Annotated in this window: 20 protein-coding genes and 1 pseudogene; 5 read left to right on the top strand and 16 right to left on the bottom strand. The window is 59.7% G+C overall.

Annotated features, from left to right (window positions below):
- Window position 1: 1 nt before the first annotated feature.
- From SOM40_RS22010 to SOM40_RS21945, 14 genes are read right to left on the bottom strand one after another with little or no spacing between them, the layout of a single operon-like run.
- Entirely contained in the window at window positions 2-586 is a 585-nt protein-coding gene (locus SOM40_RS22010; protein ID WP_320530889.1) for a DUF3261 domain-containing protein, read from the bottom strand.
- Complete coding sequence (locus SOM40_RS22005) at window positions 583-2,901, bottom strand: MMPL family transporter (protein ID WP_320530890.1); 2,319 nt, start codon at window positions 2,899-2,901, stop codon at window positions 583-585. The genes SOM40_RS22010 and SOM40_RS22005 overlap by 4 nt, the downstream gene beginning before the upstream one ends.
- Complete coding sequence (locus SOM40_RS22000; RefSeq protein ID WP_320530891.1) at window positions 2,870-3,475, bottom strand: outer membrane lipoprotein carrier protein LolA; 606 nt, start codon at window positions 3,473-3,475, stop codon at window positions 2,870-2,872. Before SOM40_RS22000 ends, SOM40_RS22005 begins: the two co-directional genes overlap by 32 nt.
- Complete coding sequence (locus SOM40_RS21995; protein ID WP_320530892.1) at window positions 3,472-3,894, bottom strand: acyl-CoA thioesterase; 423 nt, start codon at window positions 3,892-3,894, stop codon at window positions 3,472-3,474. The genes SOM40_RS22000 and SOM40_RS21995 overlap by 4 nt, the downstream gene beginning before the upstream one ends.
- 3 nt (window positions 3,895-3,897) lie before the next feature.
- Complete coding sequence (locus SOM40_RS21990; protein WP_225760028.1) at window positions 3,898-5,589, bottom strand: glycosyltransferase family 2 protein; 1,692 nt, start codon at window positions 5,587-5,589, stop codon at window positions 3,898-3,900.
- Window positions 5,580-5,933, bottom strand: a complete 354-nt coding sequence (locus SOM40_RS21985; RefSeq protein ID WP_320530893.1) for an ApeI family dehydratase — start codon at window positions 5,931-5,933, stop codon at window positions 5,580-5,582. Before SOM40_RS21985 ends, SOM40_RS21990 begins: the two co-directional genes overlap by 10 nt.
- Window positions 5,920-7,281, bottom strand: a complete 1,362-nt coding sequence (locus SOM40_RS21980; RefSeq protein ID WP_320530894.1) for an AMP-binding protein — start codon at window positions 7,279-7,281, stop codon at window positions 5,920-5,922. Before SOM40_RS21980 ends, SOM40_RS21985 begins: the two co-directional genes overlap by 14 nt.
- Window positions 7,274-7,861 carry a COG4648 family protein gene (locus SOM40_RS21975; protein WP_106995278.1) on the bottom strand — a complete coding sequence of 196 codons (588 nt, stop codon included), beginning with the start codon at window positions 7,859-7,861 and terminating at the stop codon, window positions 7,274-7,276. The genes SOM40_RS21980 and SOM40_RS21975 overlap by 8 nt, the downstream gene beginning before the upstream one ends.
- 6 nt (window positions 7,862-7,867) lie before the next feature.
- The gene (locus SOM40_RS21970) at window positions 7,868-8,122 is read right to left on the bottom strand and encodes an acyl carrier protein (protein WP_106995277.1); all 255 of its coding nucleotides are present in this window, start codon (window positions 8,120-8,122) and stop codon (window positions 7,868-7,870) included.
- A 13-nt stretch (window positions 8,123-8,135) separates the two neighbouring features.
- Window positions 8,136-8,393 carry a phosphopantetheine-binding protein gene (locus SOM40_RS21965; RefSeq protein WP_106995276.1) on the bottom strand — a complete coding sequence of 86 codons (258 nt, stop codon included), beginning with the start codon at window positions 8,391-8,393 and terminating at the stop codon, window positions 8,136-8,138.
- Window positions 8,374-9,177, bottom strand: a complete 804-nt coding sequence (locus SOM40_RS21960) for a lysophospholipid acyltransferase family protein (protein ID WP_414672297.1) — start codon at window positions 9,175-9,177, stop codon at window positions 8,374-8,376. Before SOM40_RS21960 ends, SOM40_RS21965 begins: the two co-directional genes overlap by 20 nt.
- An 8-nt stretch (window positions 9,178-9,185) precedes the next feature.
- Window positions 9,186-9,908 (bottom strand): beta-ketoacyl synthase chain length factor, encoded by a 723-nt coding sequence (locus tag SOM40_RS21955; RefSeq protein ID WP_320530896.1) that lies wholly within the window; start codon window positions 9,906-9,908, stop codon window positions 9,186-9,188.
- 57 nt (window positions 9,909-9,965) lie between these two features.
- Window positions 9,966-11,030 carry a methyltransferase gene (locus tag SOM40_RS21950; RefSeq protein WP_225760034.1) on the bottom strand — a complete coding sequence of 355 codons (1,065 nt, stop codon included), beginning with the start codon at window positions 11,028-11,030 and terminating at the stop codon, window positions 9,966-9,968.
- Between the two features lie 8 nt (window positions 11,031-11,038).
- Window positions 11,039-12,112, bottom strand: a complete 1,074-nt coding sequence (locus SOM40_RS21945; RefSeq protein WP_320530897.1) for an AI-2E family transporter — start codon at window positions 12,110-12,112, stop codon at window positions 11,039-11,041.
- A 99-nt stretch (window positions 12,113-12,211) separates the two neighbouring features.
- Here SOM40_RS21945 and SOM40_RS21940 point away from each other — a divergent pair.
- A pseudogene (locus SOM40_RS21940) lies at window positions 12,212-13,460 on the top strand (MFS transporter).
- Window positions 13,461-13,464: 4 nt separating this feature from the next.
- On the opposite strand, the gene SOM40_RS21935 reads toward SOM40_RS21940, so the two are convergent.
- Window positions 13,465-14,022, bottom strand: a complete 558-nt coding sequence (locus SOM40_RS21935; protein ID WP_106995270.1) for a DcrB family lipoprotein — start codon at window positions 14,020-14,022, stop codon at window positions 13,465-13,467.
- A 72-nt stretch (window positions 14,023-14,094) separates the two neighbouring features.
- On the bottom strand, window positions 14,095-14,760 hold the full coding sequence (locus tag SOM40_RS21930; RefSeq protein WP_312190506.1) for a 7-cyano-7-deazaguanine/7-aminomethyl-7-deazaguanine transporter: 666 nt from the start codon (window positions 14,758-14,760) through the stop codon (window positions 14,095-14,097).
- Between the two features lie 170 nt (window positions 14,761-14,930).
- On the opposite strand from SOM40_RS21930, the gene tusA reads away from it, so the two are divergent.
- From tusA to SOM40_RS21910, 4 genes are all read left to right on the top strand, one after another.
- The gene (tusA, locus tag SOM40_RS21925) at window positions 14,931-15,173 is read left to right on the top strand and encodes a sulfurtransferase TusA (RefSeq protein ID WP_320530898.1); all 243 of its coding nucleotides are present in this window, start codon (window positions 14,931-14,933) and stop codon (window positions 15,171-15,173) included.
- Between the two features lie 182 nt (window positions 15,174-15,355).
- The gene (locus SOM40_RS21920; RefSeq protein WP_320530899.1) at window positions 15,356-16,327 is read left to right on the top strand and encodes a TRAP transporter substrate-binding protein; all 972 of its coding nucleotides are present in this window, start codon (window positions 15,356-15,358) and stop codon (window positions 16,325-16,327) included.
- Window positions 16,328-16,348: 21 nt separating this feature from the next.
- Window positions 16,349-16,858 (top strand): TRAP transporter small permease, encoded by a 510-nt coding sequence (locus SOM40_RS21915; protein ID WP_262661682.1) that lies wholly within the window; start codon window positions 16,349-16,351, stop codon window positions 16,856-16,858.
- 10 nt (window positions 16,859-16,868) lie between these two features.
- Window positions 16,869-18,155 carry a TRAP transporter large permease gene (locus SOM40_RS21910; RefSeq protein ID WP_106995265.1) on the top strand — a complete coding sequence of 429 codons (1,287 nt, stop codon included), beginning with the start codon at window positions 16,869-16,871 and terminating at the stop codon, window positions 18,153-18,155.
- The last annotated feature ends 57 nt before the right edge of the window (window positions 18,156-18,212 follow it).

The following is an 18,212-nucleotide window of genomic DNA, read 5'->3' as shown; positions in this document are numbered from 1 at the left end:
CTCAGTCATCCAGATATTGAATGGTGATGTGGTAGTGAAACACGTGCTGTTCGATGCTGATCGGCTCGCGTTTGCCCTTGCGTTGCAGGTAGACGATCTCCGTCACCAGCTCGCCGTCTGCATTGCGCAGTTCGCGCCGGTCGCCCTTATCCTTCAGCGTCCAGCCCTTCGGCAGCTGCGGCAGCCAGGCGTCGATCGGCCAGTGGCTGAGCATCACATCCGCCAGCACCTGGCTGGCTGGTGGCAGTTGCGGCACAACAATCGACTGTTCAGTATGGATGCCCGTTTCATCGTAGGTGGCGAGGAACAGCCGAATACCCACCGAGGACAGCCCGGCAAGGGTAATTTTATGCGCATCGGCATTCAGCATCACCAACAGCGACTGAGTCTTGCCGTTGAAGCTCCCGGTCAGCAACTGCTGCGAGTTCAACGCCGGAGTGATGCCCGGCGCAGGCAGCGTCACTTTGGTGCCCGGCTGCAGCCAGGCCTGCGGGCGCGTACTGTCACTGTTTTGCGTGGTGTGGCTGCAACCGGCCAACAGCAGCGCGCCGATCAGCACGGCAGCGTGGTAAAAAGGGGCGATCATCGTTTTCTCTCTTTTTTAGCCGGCATCGCCAGCGGCGCCAGCAGGAAGGCGGTGAAAATACCGCTGACCAGCACAATCCCGAAGCTGCTGATCGCCTGCGTGGCGCTGAAAACCAGCATGCCGAGGGTCAGCAGGGTGGTCATCATCGCCAGGGTGATGGCCAGCATGGAGGTCAACGGCGTACCGCGCGGGTTGTTGAAGAATAGCGTGTAGTTGATACCAATGCCGAGCACCAGGACCAGCGCCAGCAGCGAGAACAGGTTAACCGGGTGTCCTGTGACCGACAGCGCCGCCAGGCCACAGCCCAGCGACAGCAACGAGGGTACCAGAGTGATCAGTCCCTTACGCCAGCCGAGGCGCAGCATGGCACCGCTGGCGATCGTCGCCAGCGCGACCGCCAGCAAACCGGTGAGCACGCTGCGGTAGAGGGCAAACAGGCTGTCGAAACTGGCCTTGCGATCCACCCACACCACCCCCGGATGCTTGTCGGCCAGCGCCGCCAGGGCCGGGCTGTTGTTTACCCCATTGACCGGTACCAGGACGCCGCTTTCCCCGTCGGGCAGCGTCAGCCACAACAGCCGCCAGCCTTCGCTGGCCGGGCTGGCAAGCCAGGTCTCAACCTGCACCGGGGTCGCATTGAGATCCGGCGACACCGTTGTCAGCCCGGCATTTTGCAGCACCTTCGTTACCGCCGGGGTCGCATTTTTCAGCAGGGCCAGATCGCTTGTCTGCCGTGCCAGCGAGTTCAGCGGCAGGGTGCGCCAGGATTTCAGGTCACCCGCCTGCTGCGCCTGCGCCAGCGCCGGGGTAAAGGCCTCCAGCCGCTCCAGCGTCTGCTGGGCCGAGGTGCCATGCACCACGAACCACTTCTGATCGACGCTCTGCCCGGTCAGGGCGGTGATGCGTTTTTCCTGGGCCAGGATATCCTGCGGCAGGGCCTGAAGCTGGGCGATATCGTCATCCACCCGCAGCGTGGCCATGCCCGCCACAGCCAGCAGGGCCAGCAACACCGGCAGCCCCACTGACAGCGTTTTATTTCGTCGCCATGCCGCCAGCCAGCGCAGCATCAGCACCATCGCCGGAACCGGACGCACCGGTAAGCCACGACACAGCCACGGGTGCCAGAAGATCACCGTCAGGCAGGAGGCGCTCAGCCCCACGGCGGCAAATACCGCCATCTGGCGAATGCCCGGGAACGGGGCCAGCATCATAATGAGATACGCCGCCACGGTGGTGAGTAGCGCCAGCAGCAGGGCGTTACGCACCTTCGCCAGGCTCTGCCACGGCGAGCTCTGCCCGCCGTGAACCATCCGCTCGGTCAGGTAGTAGAGGGTGTAATCCGCTGAAATACCGATGATGCTCATGCTCATCACCAGGGTCATCAGATGCAGTTCACCAAACAGCAGTAGGGTCGCCACCGTGCCTGCCAGCGCGCCGGTGGCGATGGAGATCAGACACAGCAGCAGCGGACGCAGGGAGCGGAACACCGCCACAATCAGCAGGATCACCCCCAGAATAGTGGCCACGCCGAGGGTCGAGATATCCCGCTTCGCCTGCTGGCTGGCGTAGTCGCTGTAAAACACCGTCCCGCGCGACAGCAGCTGCGCCTGCGGATACTGCGTTTTCAACTGGCCTTCCAGCCCGTGCAGCGTCGTGACCAGCCGGTGGGTTTGTTGCATATCGAACGACGAACCGGCCAGCTCGCCGTGCAGCAGATACCAGTAATTGCCCGCCTCGTCTTTGGTCACCAGCCAGCCGTCTATCAGCCGCAGCTTCTGGCTGTTTTGCGCCAGCGCCAGCTGGGAACCGCGCATCAACATCAGCGGATCGTTTTGCAGCTCTTTGCCACTGACGCCGGAGAAGGCCGAATAAAGCTGGGACAAAATCCACTGCGCCTGTGCCTCGCCGCCGTTTTGCAGACGTGCCCGGGTGTCCGGGTCGATCAGGCCGTTGCGGTGCTGCCAGAAAAATTCTCCCCAGGCTTTTTGCCCGGCGGCGTCCATCGGCCCTTTTACCTCGTGCAGCGACCCCGACCCTTGCAGCAGGCTCAGCCACTGCTGCGCCACCTGCGGATCGGGCTGTTTACCGGGGCTGACCAGCCACACCAGCTGGCGGTCAAGGCGTTCAATAAAGCCGTCGTTCAGCGCCGGGGGGATCGCCCCGAGGCTCTGTTTCGGCAGCATCGCCAGCACGCTGCTGTTCAACCGTGCATTGGGCAGCAGCGACAGCAGCACACCCAGCAGGATCGCGCAGATCAGCGCCCACAGCAGCGCCGGGCGGCGATTATGGCGCGGCAAAGCGTTGGCGTTCGGCATCGGTCAGGCTGGCGGGCGTCAGTTGGTGGCGGGAGAGGGCGATATCGGTCCGGTCGCCCTGTTTGTCGTTTAGCACGATGGATTCCAGATAGGTCGCGCCACCCAGATCCATCGAGGCGAAAATCTTGTCCAGCGGGGTGGTAGTGGGGGTCAACACCAGCGACCAGCGGCCATTGCCGAGGTCTTTAAAGTCGATGCGGAAGTTCTCCTCCAGCACCTTGCGATCCGCCTGGAACAGGGCGCGCAGCAGGTGGTTGAACTGGAACATCTGCGGATTGGTGTCGGCGGTGATGGTCTGCGGCGGCTGGCCGTTGATGGTCTGCACCATCCGGCTGTCATCCAGCAGCAGCGTCATCGGGAAGGGGGCCTTTTGATCCCACAGCAGCCCGCTGTCGCGGGCGATCAGCATCTCGCCGTTGGATCGCAGCGGCTGCGGCATATCCTTAATGGTGCGGGTCTGCTCAAAGTGGGCGCGCACCACTGGCTGTTCGGTAAAGCGCTGCTGGAGTTCGTCCAGCGTGACGGCGCTGACGAACGGGCTTATCAGCAGGGCAAGCAGCAGTAACCCTTTCATGGCGTGACTCCCATACGTTCAAACAGGATCGCCGGGCTGACAAAACAGAGCTCGCGGCTCTTCTCCTCCACCGCCACCTGAATGGTGTAGCCGGTGGTGGTCCGTTTGCCGCTGGTGGCGTCAAAAATCTGATAGGCGATACGCAGGCGGTTCTCAAACTCATCGATATGGGCCCGGACGCGGATCCGTTGCTCAAAGGTGAGGACATCGCGGTATTTCACCCGGGTATCGACCACCGGCCAGAGATAGCCGGAGGCTTTCATCTGGCGATAGCCATAATCGAACTGGTTGAGCAGGGCCTCGCGGGCAATTTCAAAATAGCGGAAATAGTTGCCGTGCCAGACCACGCCCATCATATCGACGTCGTGAAACGGTACGGTCAGCTCTACTTCGGTCGTAAAGCGGGGATCGGTCAGCACCCTTTACTCCTTCTCTTTTGCATCCGGCAGACGCCAGAAATCGAAAAAATTGAACCAGTCGAGCGGGGCCTGCAGGGCGTAATGCTCCAGCCGCTGCGCATAGCGATCCACCGCCTCCTGTAGCGCCTGCTGGCGTTCGCCGCGCGGCAGCGTCAGCGGGTTGGCGAAGGGTTCGCAGTGAACAGTGAGCTTCCCGTGCTGGCGCAGAGCAAATATCAACACCACCGGGCAGGCCAGGATCGAGGCCAGAATAAATGGCCCCTGTGGGAACGGCGCGGGCTGGCCCATAAACGGGCTCCAGGTGACGCGCCAGTCTCCGCCACGCTGCGGGGTCACGGCGATACGGTCGCCGACAATGGCCACCCACTCCCCCCGGTCCAGCTTCTCGACCAGATCGATGGCTGTTTCTGGTCCGAAATTGTTCACCGGGATCAGATTCAGCCCGGCCTGGGGAGCCATCTCATCCATAATTTGTTTAAAGCGACGGGCGTTATCGCTGAACACCAGCGCATTAATGACCTGGCCTGCTTCCAGCTGCGCCAGCGCCCGGCAGGCTTCCACGTCGCCAAGGTGCGAGGCCAGCAGCAGTTTCCCGGCGGGAGCGTCGATCGCTAGGGCCTCCCGTGCGCCCGGTGCAAGCACCACATCGCGATCCCACTTGAGCTCACCCCGCCAGCTGGCCACTTTATCGAGCATCGCGTTGCCAAACCGCATGAAGTGGAAAAAGCTGTTCAGGCGCGCGGGCTTAGGCTGGTGGCGTTGTTCCAGGGTCTCGCTCACCCGGGTGATCCACTGTCGCGAGGCCTGGCGGGCGGTGGTGGCTGTCAGCCAGTAGATACCAATCACCGGCCACAGCAGCAGGTTAAAAGCCCTGCGGCCCAGCAGTTGCCAGACCCGCAGCATCAGGCGCATTCCCCACAGCCCTTTCACCTCCTCCTGCTGCGCCCAGTGCCGACTGCGGCGGCGAAACAGCAGGGAAGGGATGCGCGGTAACATGCCGAAGAACAGCCGGGTGTGCATCCAGGAGATCAGCAGGTTGTCTTTCAGGGCATCGAAATGGGAGATGCCATCCCGGGGATAGGTCACCCGGGTCGGCAGAAAATAACTGGGGTTGCCCTGCCAGTAGAGGCGCACCATCACTTCGGTATCAAAATCCATCCGCTTGCCGAGCGACGCAGAGTTGATGACCTGTAGCGTCGGCGCCACCGGGTAGACCCGAAAGCCGCACATGCTGTCTTTGAGCTGCAATGACAGGGTTTCGATCCACACCCAGACATGGGTGACCCAGCGGCCATACCGGCGCGAGCGGGGAATGGAGTCATCATAAACCGGCTGGCCGGAGATCAACGCCTGCGGGTGGCGCTCTGCCAGCGCCAGCAGCTGCGGAATGTCCTCAATGGCATGCTGTCCGTCGGCATCCACCTGCACCGCATGGGTAAACCCCGCCCCGGCGCAGACTTTCAGCCCGCGGATCACCGCCCCGCCTTTACCGCTGTTGTGCGTCAGCCGCACCAGCGTCACATGGGGATGTTCGTTGGCCAGCTGGTCCAGCGTCTGCCGGGTATCGGCATCGCTGCCATCGTCGACCACAATAATGGGCAACTGAAACGGGGCCAGACGCGCCAGCACGTTCGCCATCATCGCCCCATGGTTGTAGCAGGGGATCAGGATGCAGGGACGGAAGGTTAGCGACATAGGCGAATCTTCCCGCTGCTGGCGGTGTGGCGGTGTTCGCCGTCATGGCACTGATAGCTAAACATCAGCATCTCGCGCTCCGCGTTCCAGTCGAGGGCGAGCGTCACGGTGGCCCCCGGGAGCAGCGGTGCCTGGAATTTCACATTCTGGATACTGTGAAAACGGTGGTCTGGTGCCAGTACCCCGGTGGCGTAGTGCATCACCCAGTCGAGCTGGGCGACGCCGGGCAGCAGGGGCTGTACGGCAAAATGGCCCTGGAACCAGAACAGCGCCGGATCGAGGTGCAGGACAATCTCAAGCTGCTGCGGTTGTGCCTGATGGCGCCCGATTTCATGGATTCTCATGAAATAACTCCTGTAACTGCGCATAGACACGCTTGTTCATACTGTTCACCGGCATTTCATCAAGGATGCGCCAGTGACGGGGAAGGGCGACCGGCTCGAGCCACGGCTGCAGGGCGCGTCGCCAGGCAAGGATCTGCGCGTTACGCCCGCGCTGGCAGAGCTGCTGACGCGCGGCGTCATTCAGTACCAGCAGCACGCCAATGGTCTGGCGTCCGTCGCGCGTTACCGGCAGCGCCGCCGCCTCGCAAACGCCCTCCAGCGCCAGCAGGCGCTGTTCGATTTCGGTCAGCGAGATGCGTTTGTCTTCGATTTTCACCACCCGACCCCGGCGACCGATGATGCTGAACTGGCCGTTATCCTCCAGGTGCAGGATGTCGTCGAGCAGGAGACCTTCAGGCTCGCGGATCAGGGGAGAAATAACGCGCACGGCGTCATCGATGGGGCTCATCTTCACCCCCGGGAAGGGGTGCCAGAGAACGGCGTCCCCCTGACGATGACGCCAGGCGAGCACCCCGGTTTCGCTGCTGCCATATATTTCATCCGGCCAGAGCCCCAGCCAGCGATGGGTAACGCAGGCCGACTCCAACGTCAGCACGCCACCGGCCGAGACCAGCACGGCGACGGGCGGCGGCACGAGCCGGGTATCGAGCCGCTTGAGGAACGCCGGGCTGGTGATAAACAGGTAACGCTGAGTGTGATCCAGCGCCGCCACCTGTTCGGCATAGGTCAGCATCTCCGCATGCAGCGGCAGCCCCAGTGCCATCGGCAGCACAATACGAAACGTCAGGCCGTACAGATGCTGGGGCACCACAGAGGCCACCACGCGGCAGCCGCTCAGGCGCTCGCCAAACCGTGCCGCCAGCAGCATGGCCTCCTGGTCGAGCTGGGCAATATGCTTGATGATACGCTCAGGCTTGCCGGTCGAGCCGGAGGTAAACAGCTCGATAACCTGGGTGTCAGGAATGGCGGGCAGCGTCGTAAAGCGAGTGGTACTGCGGCGGGCAGCGTCGACCACAATCAGACGGCCCTGGACGTTCAGCATTCTGTCGCTCAGCACGCCACTGAACAGCGCGTGCTGCTCATCCAGCAGCGACTCGCGGCTGTGGCCGGGCAGCACCGGAGTTTTGCCCGCATGCAGCGTTGCCAGCAGGGCGACGATAAACAGATAGCTGTTGTCAAAACAGAGCGCCCAGCGATCGCCGTCCTGCTGCTGTAAACAGGCCGTCAGGGCGCTGACGTCATCGCGCAACTGCCCGAGCGTCCAGCCGCGATCGCCAGACCAGGCGACAGGGGTGTCGTCCGGACGAGGGGCGTTCAGCCACTGGCTCACAGGGAGAGGCTTATGCATCGTGCTGCTCTTTTTTAATCATTCGCTGACGCACCAGCCATTCGGTGGCCATTAACGTGCCCATCAGGAGGTAGGCAATCATGCCGTTCCACAGCGTCCAGAGTCGCATATCGCCCCGCAACGCGGTGAACAGCGCTATCCCGCCGTTCAGGATGAAAAAGCCGCACCATATCCGGGTAACAACGCGGGTATAGCGCACCCCGGAAGGGGGTAAATTCGGTTCGCGCAGCCGGGCAAGCCGTTCGACGATGGGCATCGTCGTCCACAGCGATCCGCCAAAGACGGCCAGCATCACAAGGTTGACCACCACCGGGTAGAACAGCAGCCACTGATGCGCTTTCAGCAGGTAACTTGCCGTACACAGGGCGATGCCCACCAGCGCGACGCCCTGTACCGCATAGCGCATGGGCCCGGCGTTATGCCGCGCCTGACGAAAACGGAACAGCAGCAGGACCGCCAGCAGCGGCAGCAGCCAGTGCAGGCTGTTATGGGTCAGCCCAAAGCCAATCAGAAAGGGCCATGCGACCAGCATCAACCCTGTCAGCAGGGGAAGCGCCGGAAACGACCGTCCGCCACGCATGGTCTCTTACGCTTCGCGCAGGAGTTTTTCTACCGCGTCCACTACGTCCTGAACGGTACGTACCGACTTGAAGGTTTCCGGTTTGATCCGGGCACCCGTTTTCTTCTGCAGGTGAACAACCATGTCGACGGCGTCGATGCTGTCCAGCTCCAGATCTTCATACAGGCGCGCTTCAGGGGTGATGGCGTCCGGGGCAACTTCAAACAGGGTGATCAGGAGAGTGGAGACTTCCTGATAAACGGCGTTGTGTTCTGTAGTCATTTTAAATTCGATCTCAGGCGCGTTGAGCGGTGATAAAAGAGGCCAGGGTGGCGACGGAGTAGAAATGCTGACGCATCTCTTCGCTTTCGGCAGATAACACCACGCCGTACTGGTTTTTTACTGCCAGGCCCAGCTCAAGGGCATCGATCGAGTCAAGGCCCAACCCATCGCCAAACAGCGCGGCATCCGTATCGATATCCTCTGCGGTCAATTCGTCCAGATTGAGGGTAGTAATGATTAGATTTTTAATTTCAAGGTAGAGCGCTTGCATCATTAATTCCTGACAAAGATTGAAGACCGGCAGTTAAGCGATGCTGCAGGTGCCGGTTGAGTTCTCTTGCCGCCAGAGCCGGTTCATGTACTGCTGCATCGTAAAAATCATGAATACCTATTCGCTCCCGGACATCGACCGTAAAGAACGGTTTGTTCGGCGGTATGTTATACCAACGGCTTTGTTTATCGAGCAGATGCTCGCTGCAGTGGATAATGACCACCCGCAGATCGCTGCCGCAGCGCACGGCAATATTGGCCGCACCGCGTTGCAGCTTAATGGCTTTTCCCACCTGGGTGCGCGTGCCTTCCGGGAAAATCAGTAACGTCTCACCCTGCGCCAGCCGCTGCTGACAGGTGCTTAACAGGGTATCGGCTTCGCTGTTGATCAGGTAATCCGCCGCGCGGATCGCCCCGCTGACAAAGGGGTTACGCAGCAGGGCACCTTTCACCAGACAGTCGGTTTCCGGCATCACCGAGGCGATAAGCACGTAATCAATCAGCGTCGGATGATTCGCCACCACCAGGCAACCGCGCTCGTGGCGCAGCGCGTCGACATTATCGACGCGATAATCCAGCACGCCCAGAGCACGGGCGACGGTTAAAAATGCCCGGAAGCTGGCGGCAATACTGCGTCGGGCGAGGCGACGACGACGCGCGCGATCGCGCTGGACCAAGTTCAACAGGTTGAACCACACCAGCGACAGCAGCAGCCCGCCCACGCCAAACAGTACGAAGCACAAGCCGGTCATCAGCCGTCGCCAGCCGCGGTTGAAGATTGTCATAAGCCCTGTCATGCACGCGTCCACTGCCACCGCAGGCGCTCGCCGGGCACCGCAAACTGCCGATCGTCACGCAGATAGTGGCGCAGAAACTGCAGGCTCTGCGGCAGGGACGGCTCCTGGTTGCCACCGACGGGCTGGGTTTCGCAGCGCAGGGTGTCACCGGCTTCGATGACCAGCGCCAGGGCATAGGGCCAGGTCGGCATCTGAGCCGGAAGCGCGGGGCGGTAAAAATCGGGCAGGGCGCCATCAAAATCGACCATTAACACCCGGGAATACCCGGCGTGCAGCAGGCTTAGCACCTCGCACAAACCCTGCTGAAAAGTATCCATGCCGGCGGAAAGGGACGACGAAACAATCGGCTGACGCGCGGCGATAGTCAGATTGCCCACCGCGGAGTTGTGGACCGACATGGCAAAGTCGGTCGGGGAAACATCCTGCCCGGTGGCCAGCGCATGCAGGAGGCGATAGTTCCGCTCCAGCTCGCCGTGACGGCTGGTATAGACCACGGCATCAACGGCGTGTTTTCGCACCAGCGCCAGGCCGCAATCCACCGCCAGCTTACTGCCGGAACTGAGGCGGCGGGCGGTCATCATCGGCAGATCGGTCAGTTTGGCCTGCGGCGCAGCAGGATCGATAGCGTGCAAGCCCTGCGACCATGCCTGCCATTGACTGGCATCGCAAAGGCCTGGCGCTCTTGCATGCCAGTCGAGAATGTTAAGTGCAAATTTCATCTGCGCGCGTCCGCGATCAATCCGTCTTTCGGTAACGCCGCCAACAATCAGACCGCGTTATTGTTCATTTTTCTGACAAATCAGTAAGGTATGGCCCACCCCGAGATTGTCATGCCGTTGTTCTACCCGGAAGCCTGCGCTCTCCAGATAGTGGTAAAATTTCTCTACGCTATAAAAACGGCTGTTGCCGTTCGCCATACAGGTGAAATAGAGCGAGGTGGCGTTCAGGCTGAAGGAGGCCGCTTCGAATTTTTGCGCATCCCAGAACGGTTCCAGAATGCACAAACGGGCACCGGGCTTCATTACCTTCGCTACCTTGCCCAGCAGGGTAACAATCTGATCGGGTGAGAAGCAGTCCAGGAACTGGCTCATCCACCAGATATCAGCCTCAACCGGCAGAGCAGCGTCGCTAAGCATATCGACAGGATAGAATCCAATACGATGAGATAATCCTGCATTTGCGATATTTGCCTCGGCCAGTGCAATTTGCTGCGGCAGATCGAGCAGCGTCACGGCGATGTTTTCATCGTATCTGCAGCAGCGTAGCGCCCATTTACCCGTATTGCCGCCGACATCGTACAATTTTGTCGGCGAGCTTGCGAATATAAGGGGCAATGCGGCGTCGAATGCGCCATCGGAATAGAAGTGATCGAACGCAAACCAGCTCCGCTGCGCCTGCTCTGGCAACGCCGACAGGGCCGGATAAATGGTCGGCCATTCGCCAAAGACTGCCAGGCCAGCCGGTTTCTCCGCGCTCAGTGAATCGGCAAGATGAAACAGGCCCTGATAGCAAACGTCCTGGGTGAAATCCATATTGATGCGGGTCATGCTGTCATGCAGCAGATAATGACCAATTTTGGCCAGATAATAGCGCCCCTCCCGGCGCGTCACTATTCGCCCGCTCAATCCCATATCCAGCAATACGCCCACGCCATACTCACTGAGCGTGCTGTTCGCCACGATCTCATCAACTGAAGCGCCGCGCTCTCCCTGTTGGTCCAGCCAGGCGAGAACGCCGGTGTTACGCAGACAGAGCGCGGTCTGAAACAGCATCGGGGCAAAGGCGATGCGTTGCGCTTCGGTGATGGCCTCAAGCGCACTGAGGGTGTCCTTTTCGTACATGTGCAGCGTTACCCCGGTAAGCGGCTTTTTGGTCGGCCCGGCCCGAGCAGGATCGCCAGCTTGCTGCCCCCCTGAGTGGTCTCCATCCAGATCTTACAGACGCTGGTAAGCGGAACGGACAACAGCATCCCCACCGGCCCAAGCAACCAGCCCCAGACCAGTAACGACAGGAACACCACCATGGTGGACATCCCCAGCCGGTGGCCCATCATCCGTGGCTCCAGGATATTGCCCAGCACCATATGGACGATCAGGAACAGCGCCCCCACCATGGCACACTCATAGAGGCCATTGAACAGAAACGCCTGGATCATCGGCGGGACGGCGGAGATCACCGCGCCAATGTTGGGCACGTAGTTGAGCAGGAAGGCCAGCACGCCCCACATCAGCGCGAACTGCACCCCCAGCAGGGTCAGCCCCAGCCAGACAATGGCACCCGTCCACAGGCTGAGCAGCGTCTTGAGCGCCAGATAATGGGAGACGCCCTTCAGCGCCCGGTGCAGGCCAGCGATGTGGATCTGCGGATTATTGAGGGCAAAACGCATTTTGTACGGCACGTGGCGGACTTCAAACAGCATAAAGACCACCGTCATCACCAGCAGCAGAACGCTGGCCATCGCCCCTGAGAGTTGGGTCATTAACGCGGTGGCAAAGGTCATCACCTTTTCCGAATCCATCCGTCGTAGCATTCGCTCGGGGGAGATATGCAGGTTGAGGAACGGGAACATCTCCTGCAGATCGACCAGTTTGCGCGTCAGCTCTTTATTGTATTTCGGCAGCAGGGCGGCAAATTCATTGAGCGAAGCCGCCAGCACCCCAAACAGCGCCGTCAGGCCAATCAGCATCACCACCACCACAATGGTGATGGCCAGCGGGCGGCTCACCCCGCGGCGCAAAAACCAGGTGACGAGAGGGTTAAGGACGATGGCGAAAAAAAGCGCCAGCAATAGCTGCACGAGAATATCCGCTGCGGCGTGGATGCCGGCGAGGATCACCACCAGGCAGGCCAGTTTGAGCAGAATGTGCAGACCGGATTTATCAGGCTGTGTAAGACCCGGTTTAGCGGGTGGGGTGGTTAACATAGTGTTTCCTCTTCTAAGATGCTCATAAGTGTAGTGCGCGCGCAGCGCTTCGGCGGAGGCCGTTAATCTTAAAGTCGCTGCTGCATTTCTGCCCCTGGCATGGTAATAGTGAAACACTGTTGTAAAAATTCTGGTGAACCTGATGCCCGAACCCGCCGCCGAACCGGCACTGAGTGGATTACGCCTCAACCTGCGTATTGTTTCCGTCGTTATTTTCAACTTTGCCAGCTACCTGACCATCGGTCTGCCGCTCGCCGTCCTGCCGGGCTATGTCCATGACATCATGGGCTTTAGCGCCTTCTGGGCAGGCCTGGTGATCAGCCTGCAATACTTCGCCACCCTGTTAAGTCGCCCTTATGCCGGACGCTATGCCGACCTGTTTGGCCCGAAAAGCATTGTGGTGCTGGGACTCTGCGGCTGCTTCCTGAGCGGGGTGAGCTATTTTCTCGCCGGGTTAACCAGCGCCTGGCCGATGGTGAGCCTGGTGCTGCTCTGTCTGGGCCGGGTGATCCTCGGCGTCGGGCAAAGTCTCGCCGGAACCGGCTCCACGCTGTGGGGCGTGGGAGTGGTAGGGGCATCGCACATCGGGCGGGTGATCTCCTGGAACGGGATTGTGACCTACGGCGCGATGGCGATGGGCGCTCCGCTGGGGGTGCTCTGCTATCGCTACACCGGCCTGAGCGGGCTGGCGCTCACCATTATGGTGGTGGCGCTACTGGCGATTTTATTTGCGCTGCCGCGACCAAAAGTCAAAGCCAGCAAAGGCAAGCCGATGCCGTTTCGCGCGGTGCTGGGGCGGGTCTGGCCCTACGGCATGGCGCTGGCCCTCGGCTCGGCAGGCTTTGGGGTGATCGCCACCTTCATTACGCTGTTTTACGCCGATAAAGGCTGGGACGGCGCAGCCTTTGCGTTAACGCTATTTAGCTGTGCCTTCGTCGGGACGCGGCTGCTGTTCCCGAACGGTATCAATCGGCTGGGCGGGCTGAACGTGGCCATTATCTGCTTTGGCGTTGAGATTATCGGCCTGCTGCTGACCGGTATTGCCGATGCGCCGTGGATGGCGCGGATCGGCGTCTTCCTCGCGGGGGCGGGTTTCTCGCTGGTGTTCCCGGCGCTGGGGGTGGTGGCGGTCAAAGCGGTGCCGCAGCAGAACCAGGGCGCGGCGCTGGCGACCTACACGGTGTTTATGGATATGTCGCTGGGGATTACCGGGCCGCTGGCCGGGCTGGTGATGGCGTGGGCCGGGGTGCCGGTTATCTATCTGGCGGCCGCGGGGCTGGTGGCGGTGGCGTTACTGCTGACGTGGCGGCTAAAAAAATGGCCTCCAGCGGAGGCCATGTCATCGTGAGAACTTACTGAATCACGAGGGTATTGATGATGTTCTCTGCGGCAGTTTGCGCTTTCTGCTGATCGTCAGCAGGCAGCGTGATCTGCAGGGTCAGCAGCTTGTTGTCCACTTTGCCCAGCACCACGGAGGAGTAAGCGGTCTGGCCTTTGGCAGAGATAATGCTGTCCAGCTGCTGCATTTTGTGGTCTTTCAGCTCGATGGATTTGTTGGTCACCACCTGCAGCTGCGGGTCACGGCTGCGCTGCTGATCTTCCAGACGTTTTGCCAGCACGCCCAGGTCTTCATTGGTGTCATCCCCGACGATCACAATCACCGCTTTTTGCCCGGTGGCATCGGAATAGACGTGCATGTTGTTCGCCTGGGTGCCCAGCTTGCCGCTCTGATCGGTCATATCGGCTGGCAGAGAGAAGCTGAGTTTGCCATCCATCAGGCTGACCGGTTGACCCGTCGCGTTGCTTTCAGCAGACGCAGCCTGAGCAGGCGTTTTGGTGTCGCTGTTATCACAGGCTGCCAGCCCCATCACCAGCAGGCCAATCCCGACATATTTAACCAGATTGCGCATTACATTCTTCCTTTCGATAAACGGCCATAACGGCGCATCAATCCATCTTATCACAACTGTTCAGGGGAACCTTTAACCAGCCTGCAATCCCGGGATTTCAGATTTATCCGCGAATCTTTTCAGCAACATATTCAGCAGCACGCCGTACATCGGCAGGAAGAACACCAGGCTGATAAGCACCTTAAAGGCGTAGTCCACGAGGGCGATTTCCATCCAGTGTTGCGCCATGAACGCATCCGGGCTGCGCCAGAAGGCGATAAAGAAAAAGGCCAGCGTATCGCTGACGTTGCCGAACAGCGTGGAGGCGGTGGGTGCCATCCACCAGAGATGGTTCTGTCGCAGGCGGTTAAACACATGCACGTCGAGGATCTGCCCCAGCGCATAGGCCATAAAGCTGGCGGCGGCGATACGGGCGACGAACAGGTTGAAGTGCGTCAGCGCCTCAAAGCCTTGCCAGCTGCCCATATAGAACAGCGAGGAGATCACGTACGAAACAAACAGCGCCGGAAGCATGACGGCAAAAATAATGCGTCGGGCCAGCGGGGCGCCAAAGATACGGACGGTGAGATCGGTCGCAAGGAAGATAAACGGGAAACTGAACGCGCCCCAGGTGGTATGAAAACCAAAGATGGAGATCGGTAGCTGCACCAGGTAGTTACTGGAGGTGATCACCAACAGATGGAAAAGCGAAAGCCAGAACAACGCTTTTACGCGCTGCGATTGAGAGAACTGCGTCATATTGTGACCTTTTTGATTAGTATTTGGGGTGAGGGAACCCAATAAAGCCGCCGCATCATACTGCTTTAACGACAGTTTGCAATGGCTAATTTTCACGCAATCGTTAACCTGGTTTGCTTTGCTCCGCCTGCGGCGTAAACTACTGCCGTTTTTATCTGGACGAGACCGAGATGACCGATCTGCTTACCCACCCGGACCATACCCTTGATGCTCAGGGCCTGCGCTGCCCGGAACCCGTGATGATGGTGCGCAAAACCGTGCGCAATATGCAATCCGGTGAAACGCTGTTAATTATTGCCGACGATCCGGCCACGACCCGCGATATTCCGGGCTTCTGTACCTTTATGGAACATGAGCTGCTGGCGCAGGAGACTGACGCTTTGCCTTACCGTTACCTGTTACGCAAAGGCTAATGCTTGTATGCGGGGTGAGGGCATCAGGCATGACATCCCGCACAAATCTGAACCACCATTTCATTATTTAGCGCTTTTTGTGAGGCGCTTCACCTACGCTTTCCAGGCATTGGGCTAGTTTTTAAACGTTCAAAACTAAAACAACGTTCCGATACTTACCTCACTACCCTGGAGTTGACTCAATGAAAACGACCCTCAAGCCGTTGCTGGCCGCTCTGTGCCTGTCTGCTTTTGCCTGCTCTGTTTCCGCGCAAACCATCAGAGCTGCCGATGTGCATCCTGAAGGCTATCCGAACGTGGTGGCAGTGCAGCACATGGGTGAAAAACTCAAACAACAAACCGACGGCAAGCTGGATATCAAAGTCTTCCCGGGCGGCGTGCTGGGCGATGAAAAGCAGATGATTGAGCAGGCGCAGATGGGGGCGATTGACATGATTCGCGTCTCCATGGCCCCGGTTGCCGCCATCCTGCCGGATATCGAGGTCTTTACGCTGCCCTACGTCTTCCGTGACGAAGACCACATGCACAAAGTCATCGACGGTGATATCGGTAAATCCATCGGCGACAAACTCACCGCCAACCCGAAATCGCGGCTGGTGTTCCTCGGCTGGATGGACTCCGGCACCCGTAACCTGATCACCAAAGATCCGATTGTGAAACCGGAAGATCTGAAAGGTAAGAAAATCCGCGTTCAGGGCAGCCCGGTGGCGCTGGCCACGCTGAAAGATATGGGGGCCAACTCCGTGGCGATGGGGGTAAGTGAAGTCTACAGCGGCATGCAGACCGGCGTTATCGACGGAGCCGAAAACAACCCGCCAACCTACATCGCTCACAACTACATGCCTGTCGCCAAAAACTACACCCTCAGCGGCCACTTTATCACCCCGGAAATGCTGCTCTACTCCAAAGTGAAATGGGACAAGCTGAGCGCCGACGAACAGCAAAAAATCCTGACCCTGGCCCGTGAAGCGCAGTTCGAGCAGCGCAAGCTGTGGCAGGCCTATAACGACGAAGCGCTGCAGAAGATGAAGGCGGGCGGCGTGCAGTTCCACGACATTGATAAAGCGGTCTTCGTGAAGGCGACAGAGCCGGTGCGCGCCCAGTATGGCAACAAGCATCAGGATCTGATGAAAGCCATCGCTGACGTTCAGTAACCCCCTCGTTGTGGAGGACGTATGTCCGAACGCTATTTGAAATGGATGGATCGCCTGTACCTGCTCGCCATGGCGGTGGCGGGCATTTCGCTGCTGGTGATGACCATCGTGATCCCGATTGGGATTTTTTCCCGCTACGTCCTTAACCGCGGCGAGTCGTGGCCAGAGCCGATAGCCATTATCTGCATGGTGACCTTTACCTTTATCGGCGCAGCGGTGGGATATCGCGCCGGATCGCATATCGCGGTGAACATGCTCACCGACCGCCTGCCTGCGGCGTTGAAAGCGCTTTGCGCGAAGGTGGTGGATGTGCTGATGCTGCTGATCTCGCTGATCATCTTCTGGTACAGCTACCTGCTCTGCATCGAACTGTGGGAACAGCCGGTGGCCGAGTTCCCGGTCCTCACCTCGGGTGAGAGCTACCTGCCGCTGCCTATCGGCTCGGCGATCCTCATTTTGTTCGTCCTCGAGCGCCTGATGTTTGGCTCTCAGGAACATCGCCCGGTCGTGATGATCGGCAACCACGGTTAAGGGGTGGATCATGGATGCGTTTGTTTTGCTCTTCACCCTCGCCATTTTACTGGCGCTGGGGATGCCGGTGGCCTTTGCCGTCGGGTTAAGTGCGGTGGCTGGTGCGCTGTGGATTGACCTGCCGCTGGAGGCGCTGATGATCCAGATCACCAGCGGGGTGAATAAATTTACCCTGCTGGCGATCCCGTTCTTTATCCTGGCGGGGGCGATCATGGCGGAAGGGGGCATTGCCCGCCGACTGGTGAACTTTGCCTATATCTTTGTCGGCTTTATTCGCGGCGGGCTGTCGCTGGTGAATATCGTCGCCTCGACCTTTTTCGGTGCGATTTCGGGCTCGTCGGTGGCGGATACTGCCTCCATCGGCAGCGTGATGATCCCGGAGATGGAGAAGAAGGGTTATCCGCGTGAGTACGCGGCGGCGGTGACCGCCAGCGGCTCGGTGCAGGCGATCCTGATCCCGCCCAGCCACAACTCGGTGATCTACTCCCTGGCAGCAGGCGGTACGGTGTCGATTGCGACGCTGTTTATCGCGGGCGTCCTGCCGGGCCTGCTGCTCGGGGTCTGTCTGATGGTGCTGTGCCTGGGCTTTGCCCATAAGCGGGGTTATCCAAAAGGCGAAAGGATCCCCTTTAAGCAGGCGCTGAAGATTTTCTTCGATGCCCTGTGGGGGCTGATGACGGTAGTGATTATTCTCGGCGGCATTTTGTCGGGGATCTTTACCGCCACCGAATCTGCGGCGGTCGCCTGTCTGTGGGCGTTCTTTGTCACCATGTTTATCTACCGTGACTACAAGTGGAACGAACTGCCGAAGCTGATGTGCCGCACGGTGAAGACGGTAACGATCGTGATGATCCTGATCGGCTTTGCGGCGGCGTTTGGCGCGGTGATGACCTACATGCAGCTGCCGATGCGCATCACCGAGTTCTTCACCTCGCTGTCGGACAACAAGTATGTGATCCTGATGTACATCAACATCATGCTGCTACTGATTGGCACCCTGATGGACATGGCGCCGATCATTCTGATCCTGACCCCGGTGCTGCTGCCGGTGACCAATGCGCTGGGGATCGATCCGGTGCATTTCGGGATGATCATGATGGTGAACCTCGGAATGGGGCTGATTACCCCGCCGGTGGGATCGGTGCTGTTTGTTGCCAGTGCGGTGAGTAAGCAGAAGATCGAAACCGTGGTGCGCGCGATGCTGCCGTTCTACGGCATGCTGCTGGTGGTGTTGGGGTTAGTGACCTACATCCCGGCGATATCGCTGTGGTTACCGCGGATGTTGGGGATGCAGTGATGTGTGCGGCCTGATGCCCTCACCCCGTCCCTCTCCCACAGGGAGAGGGTGCAAACA

The sequence above is a fragment of the Leclercia sp. CFBP8987 genome (assembly GCF_034044995.2).
Taxonomy (GTDB): domain Bacteria; phylum Pseudomonadota; class Gammaproteobacteria; order Enterobacterales; family Enterobacteriaceae; genus Enterobacter; species Enterobacter tamurae.
Note: the sequence above shows the minus strand (reverse complement) of the source record. Positions and strands in the feature narration are given on the sequence as shown.

What these genes read in the sequence shown, in the direction of transcription:
- SOM40_RS22010 (WP_320530889.1), bottom strand. Translation starts at nt 586, where the DNA reads ATGATCGCCCCTTTTTACCACGCTGCCGTGCTGATCGGCGCGCTGCTG.
- SOM40_RS22005 (WP_320530890.1), bottom strand. Translation starts at nt 2,901, where the DNA reads ATGCCGAACGCCAACGCTTTGCCGCGCCATAATCGCCGCCCGGCGCTG.
- SOM40_RS22000 (WP_320530891.1), bottom strand. Translation starts at nt 3,475, where the DNA reads ATGAAAGGGTTACTGCTGCTTGCCCTGCTGATAAGCCCGTTCGTCAGC.
- SOM40_RS21990 (WP_225760028.1), bottom strand. Translation starts at nt 5,589, where the DNA reads ATGTCGCTAACCTTCCGTCCCTGCATCCTGATCCCCTGCTACAACCAT.
- SOM40_RS21985 (WP_320530893.1), bottom strand. Translation starts at nt 5,933, where the DNA reads ATGAGAATCCATGAAATCGGGCGCCATCAGGCACAACCGCAGCAGCTT.
- SOM40_RS21980 (WP_320530894.1), bottom strand. Translation starts at nt 7,281, where the DNA reads ATGCATAAGCCTCTCCCTGTGAGCCAGTGGCTGAACGCCCCTCGTCCG.
- SOM40_RS21975 (WP_106995278.1), bottom strand. Translation starts at nt 7,861, where the DNA reads ATGCGTGGCGGACGGTCGTTTCCGGCGCTTCCCCTGCTGACAGGGTTG.
- SOM40_RS21970 (WP_106995277.1), bottom strand. Translation starts at nt 8,122, where the DNA reads ATGACTACAGAACACAACGCCGTTTATCAGGAAGTCTCCACTCTCCTG.
- SOM40_RS21965 (WP_106995276.1), bottom strand. Translation starts at nt 8,393, where the DNA reads ATGCAAGCGCTCTACCTTGAAATTAAAAATCTAATCATTACTACCCTC.
- SOM40_RS21960 (WP_414672297.1), bottom strand. Translation starts at nt 9,177, where the DNA reads ATGACAATCTTCAACCGCGGCTGGCGACGGCTGATGACCGGCTTGTGC.
- SOM40_RS21955 (WP_320530896.1), bottom strand. Translation starts at nt 9,908, where the DNA reads ATGAAATTTGCACTTAACATTCTCGACTGGCATGCAAGAGCGCCAGGC.
- SOM40_RS21950 (WP_225760034.1), bottom strand. Translation starts at nt 11,030, where the DNA reads ATGTACGAAAAGGACACCCTCAGTGCGCTTGAGGCCATCACCGAAGCG.
- SOM40_RS21945 (WP_320530897.1), bottom strand. Translation starts at nt 12,112, where the DNA reads ATGTTAACCACCCCACCCGCTAAACCGGGTCTTACACAGCCTGATAAA.
- SOM40_RS21935 (WP_106995270.1), bottom strand. Translation starts at nt 14,022, where the DNA reads ATGCGCAATCTGGTTAAATATGTCGGGATTGGCCTGCTGGTGATGGGG.
- SOM40_RS21930 (WP_312190506.1), bottom strand. Translation starts at nt 14,760, where the DNA reads ATGACGCAGTTCTCTCAATCGCAGCGCGTAAAAGCGTTGTTCTGGCTT.
- tusA (WP_320530898.1), top strand. Translation starts at nt 14,931, where the DNA reads ATGACCGATCTGCTTACCCACCCGGACCATACCCTTGATGCTCAGGGC.
- SOM40_RS21920 (WP_320530899.1), top strand. Translation starts at nt 15,356, where the DNA reads ATGAAAACGACCCTCAAGCCGTTGCTGGCCGCTCTGTGCCTGTCTGCT.
- SOM40_RS21915 (WP_262661682.1), top strand. Translation starts at nt 16,349, where the DNA reads ATGTCCGAACGCTATTTGAAATGGATGGATCGCCTGTACCTGCTCGCC.
- SOM40_RS21910 (WP_106995265.1), top strand. Translation starts at nt 16,869, where the DNA reads ATGGATGCGTTTGTTTTGCTCTTCACCCTCGCCATTTTACTGGCGCTG.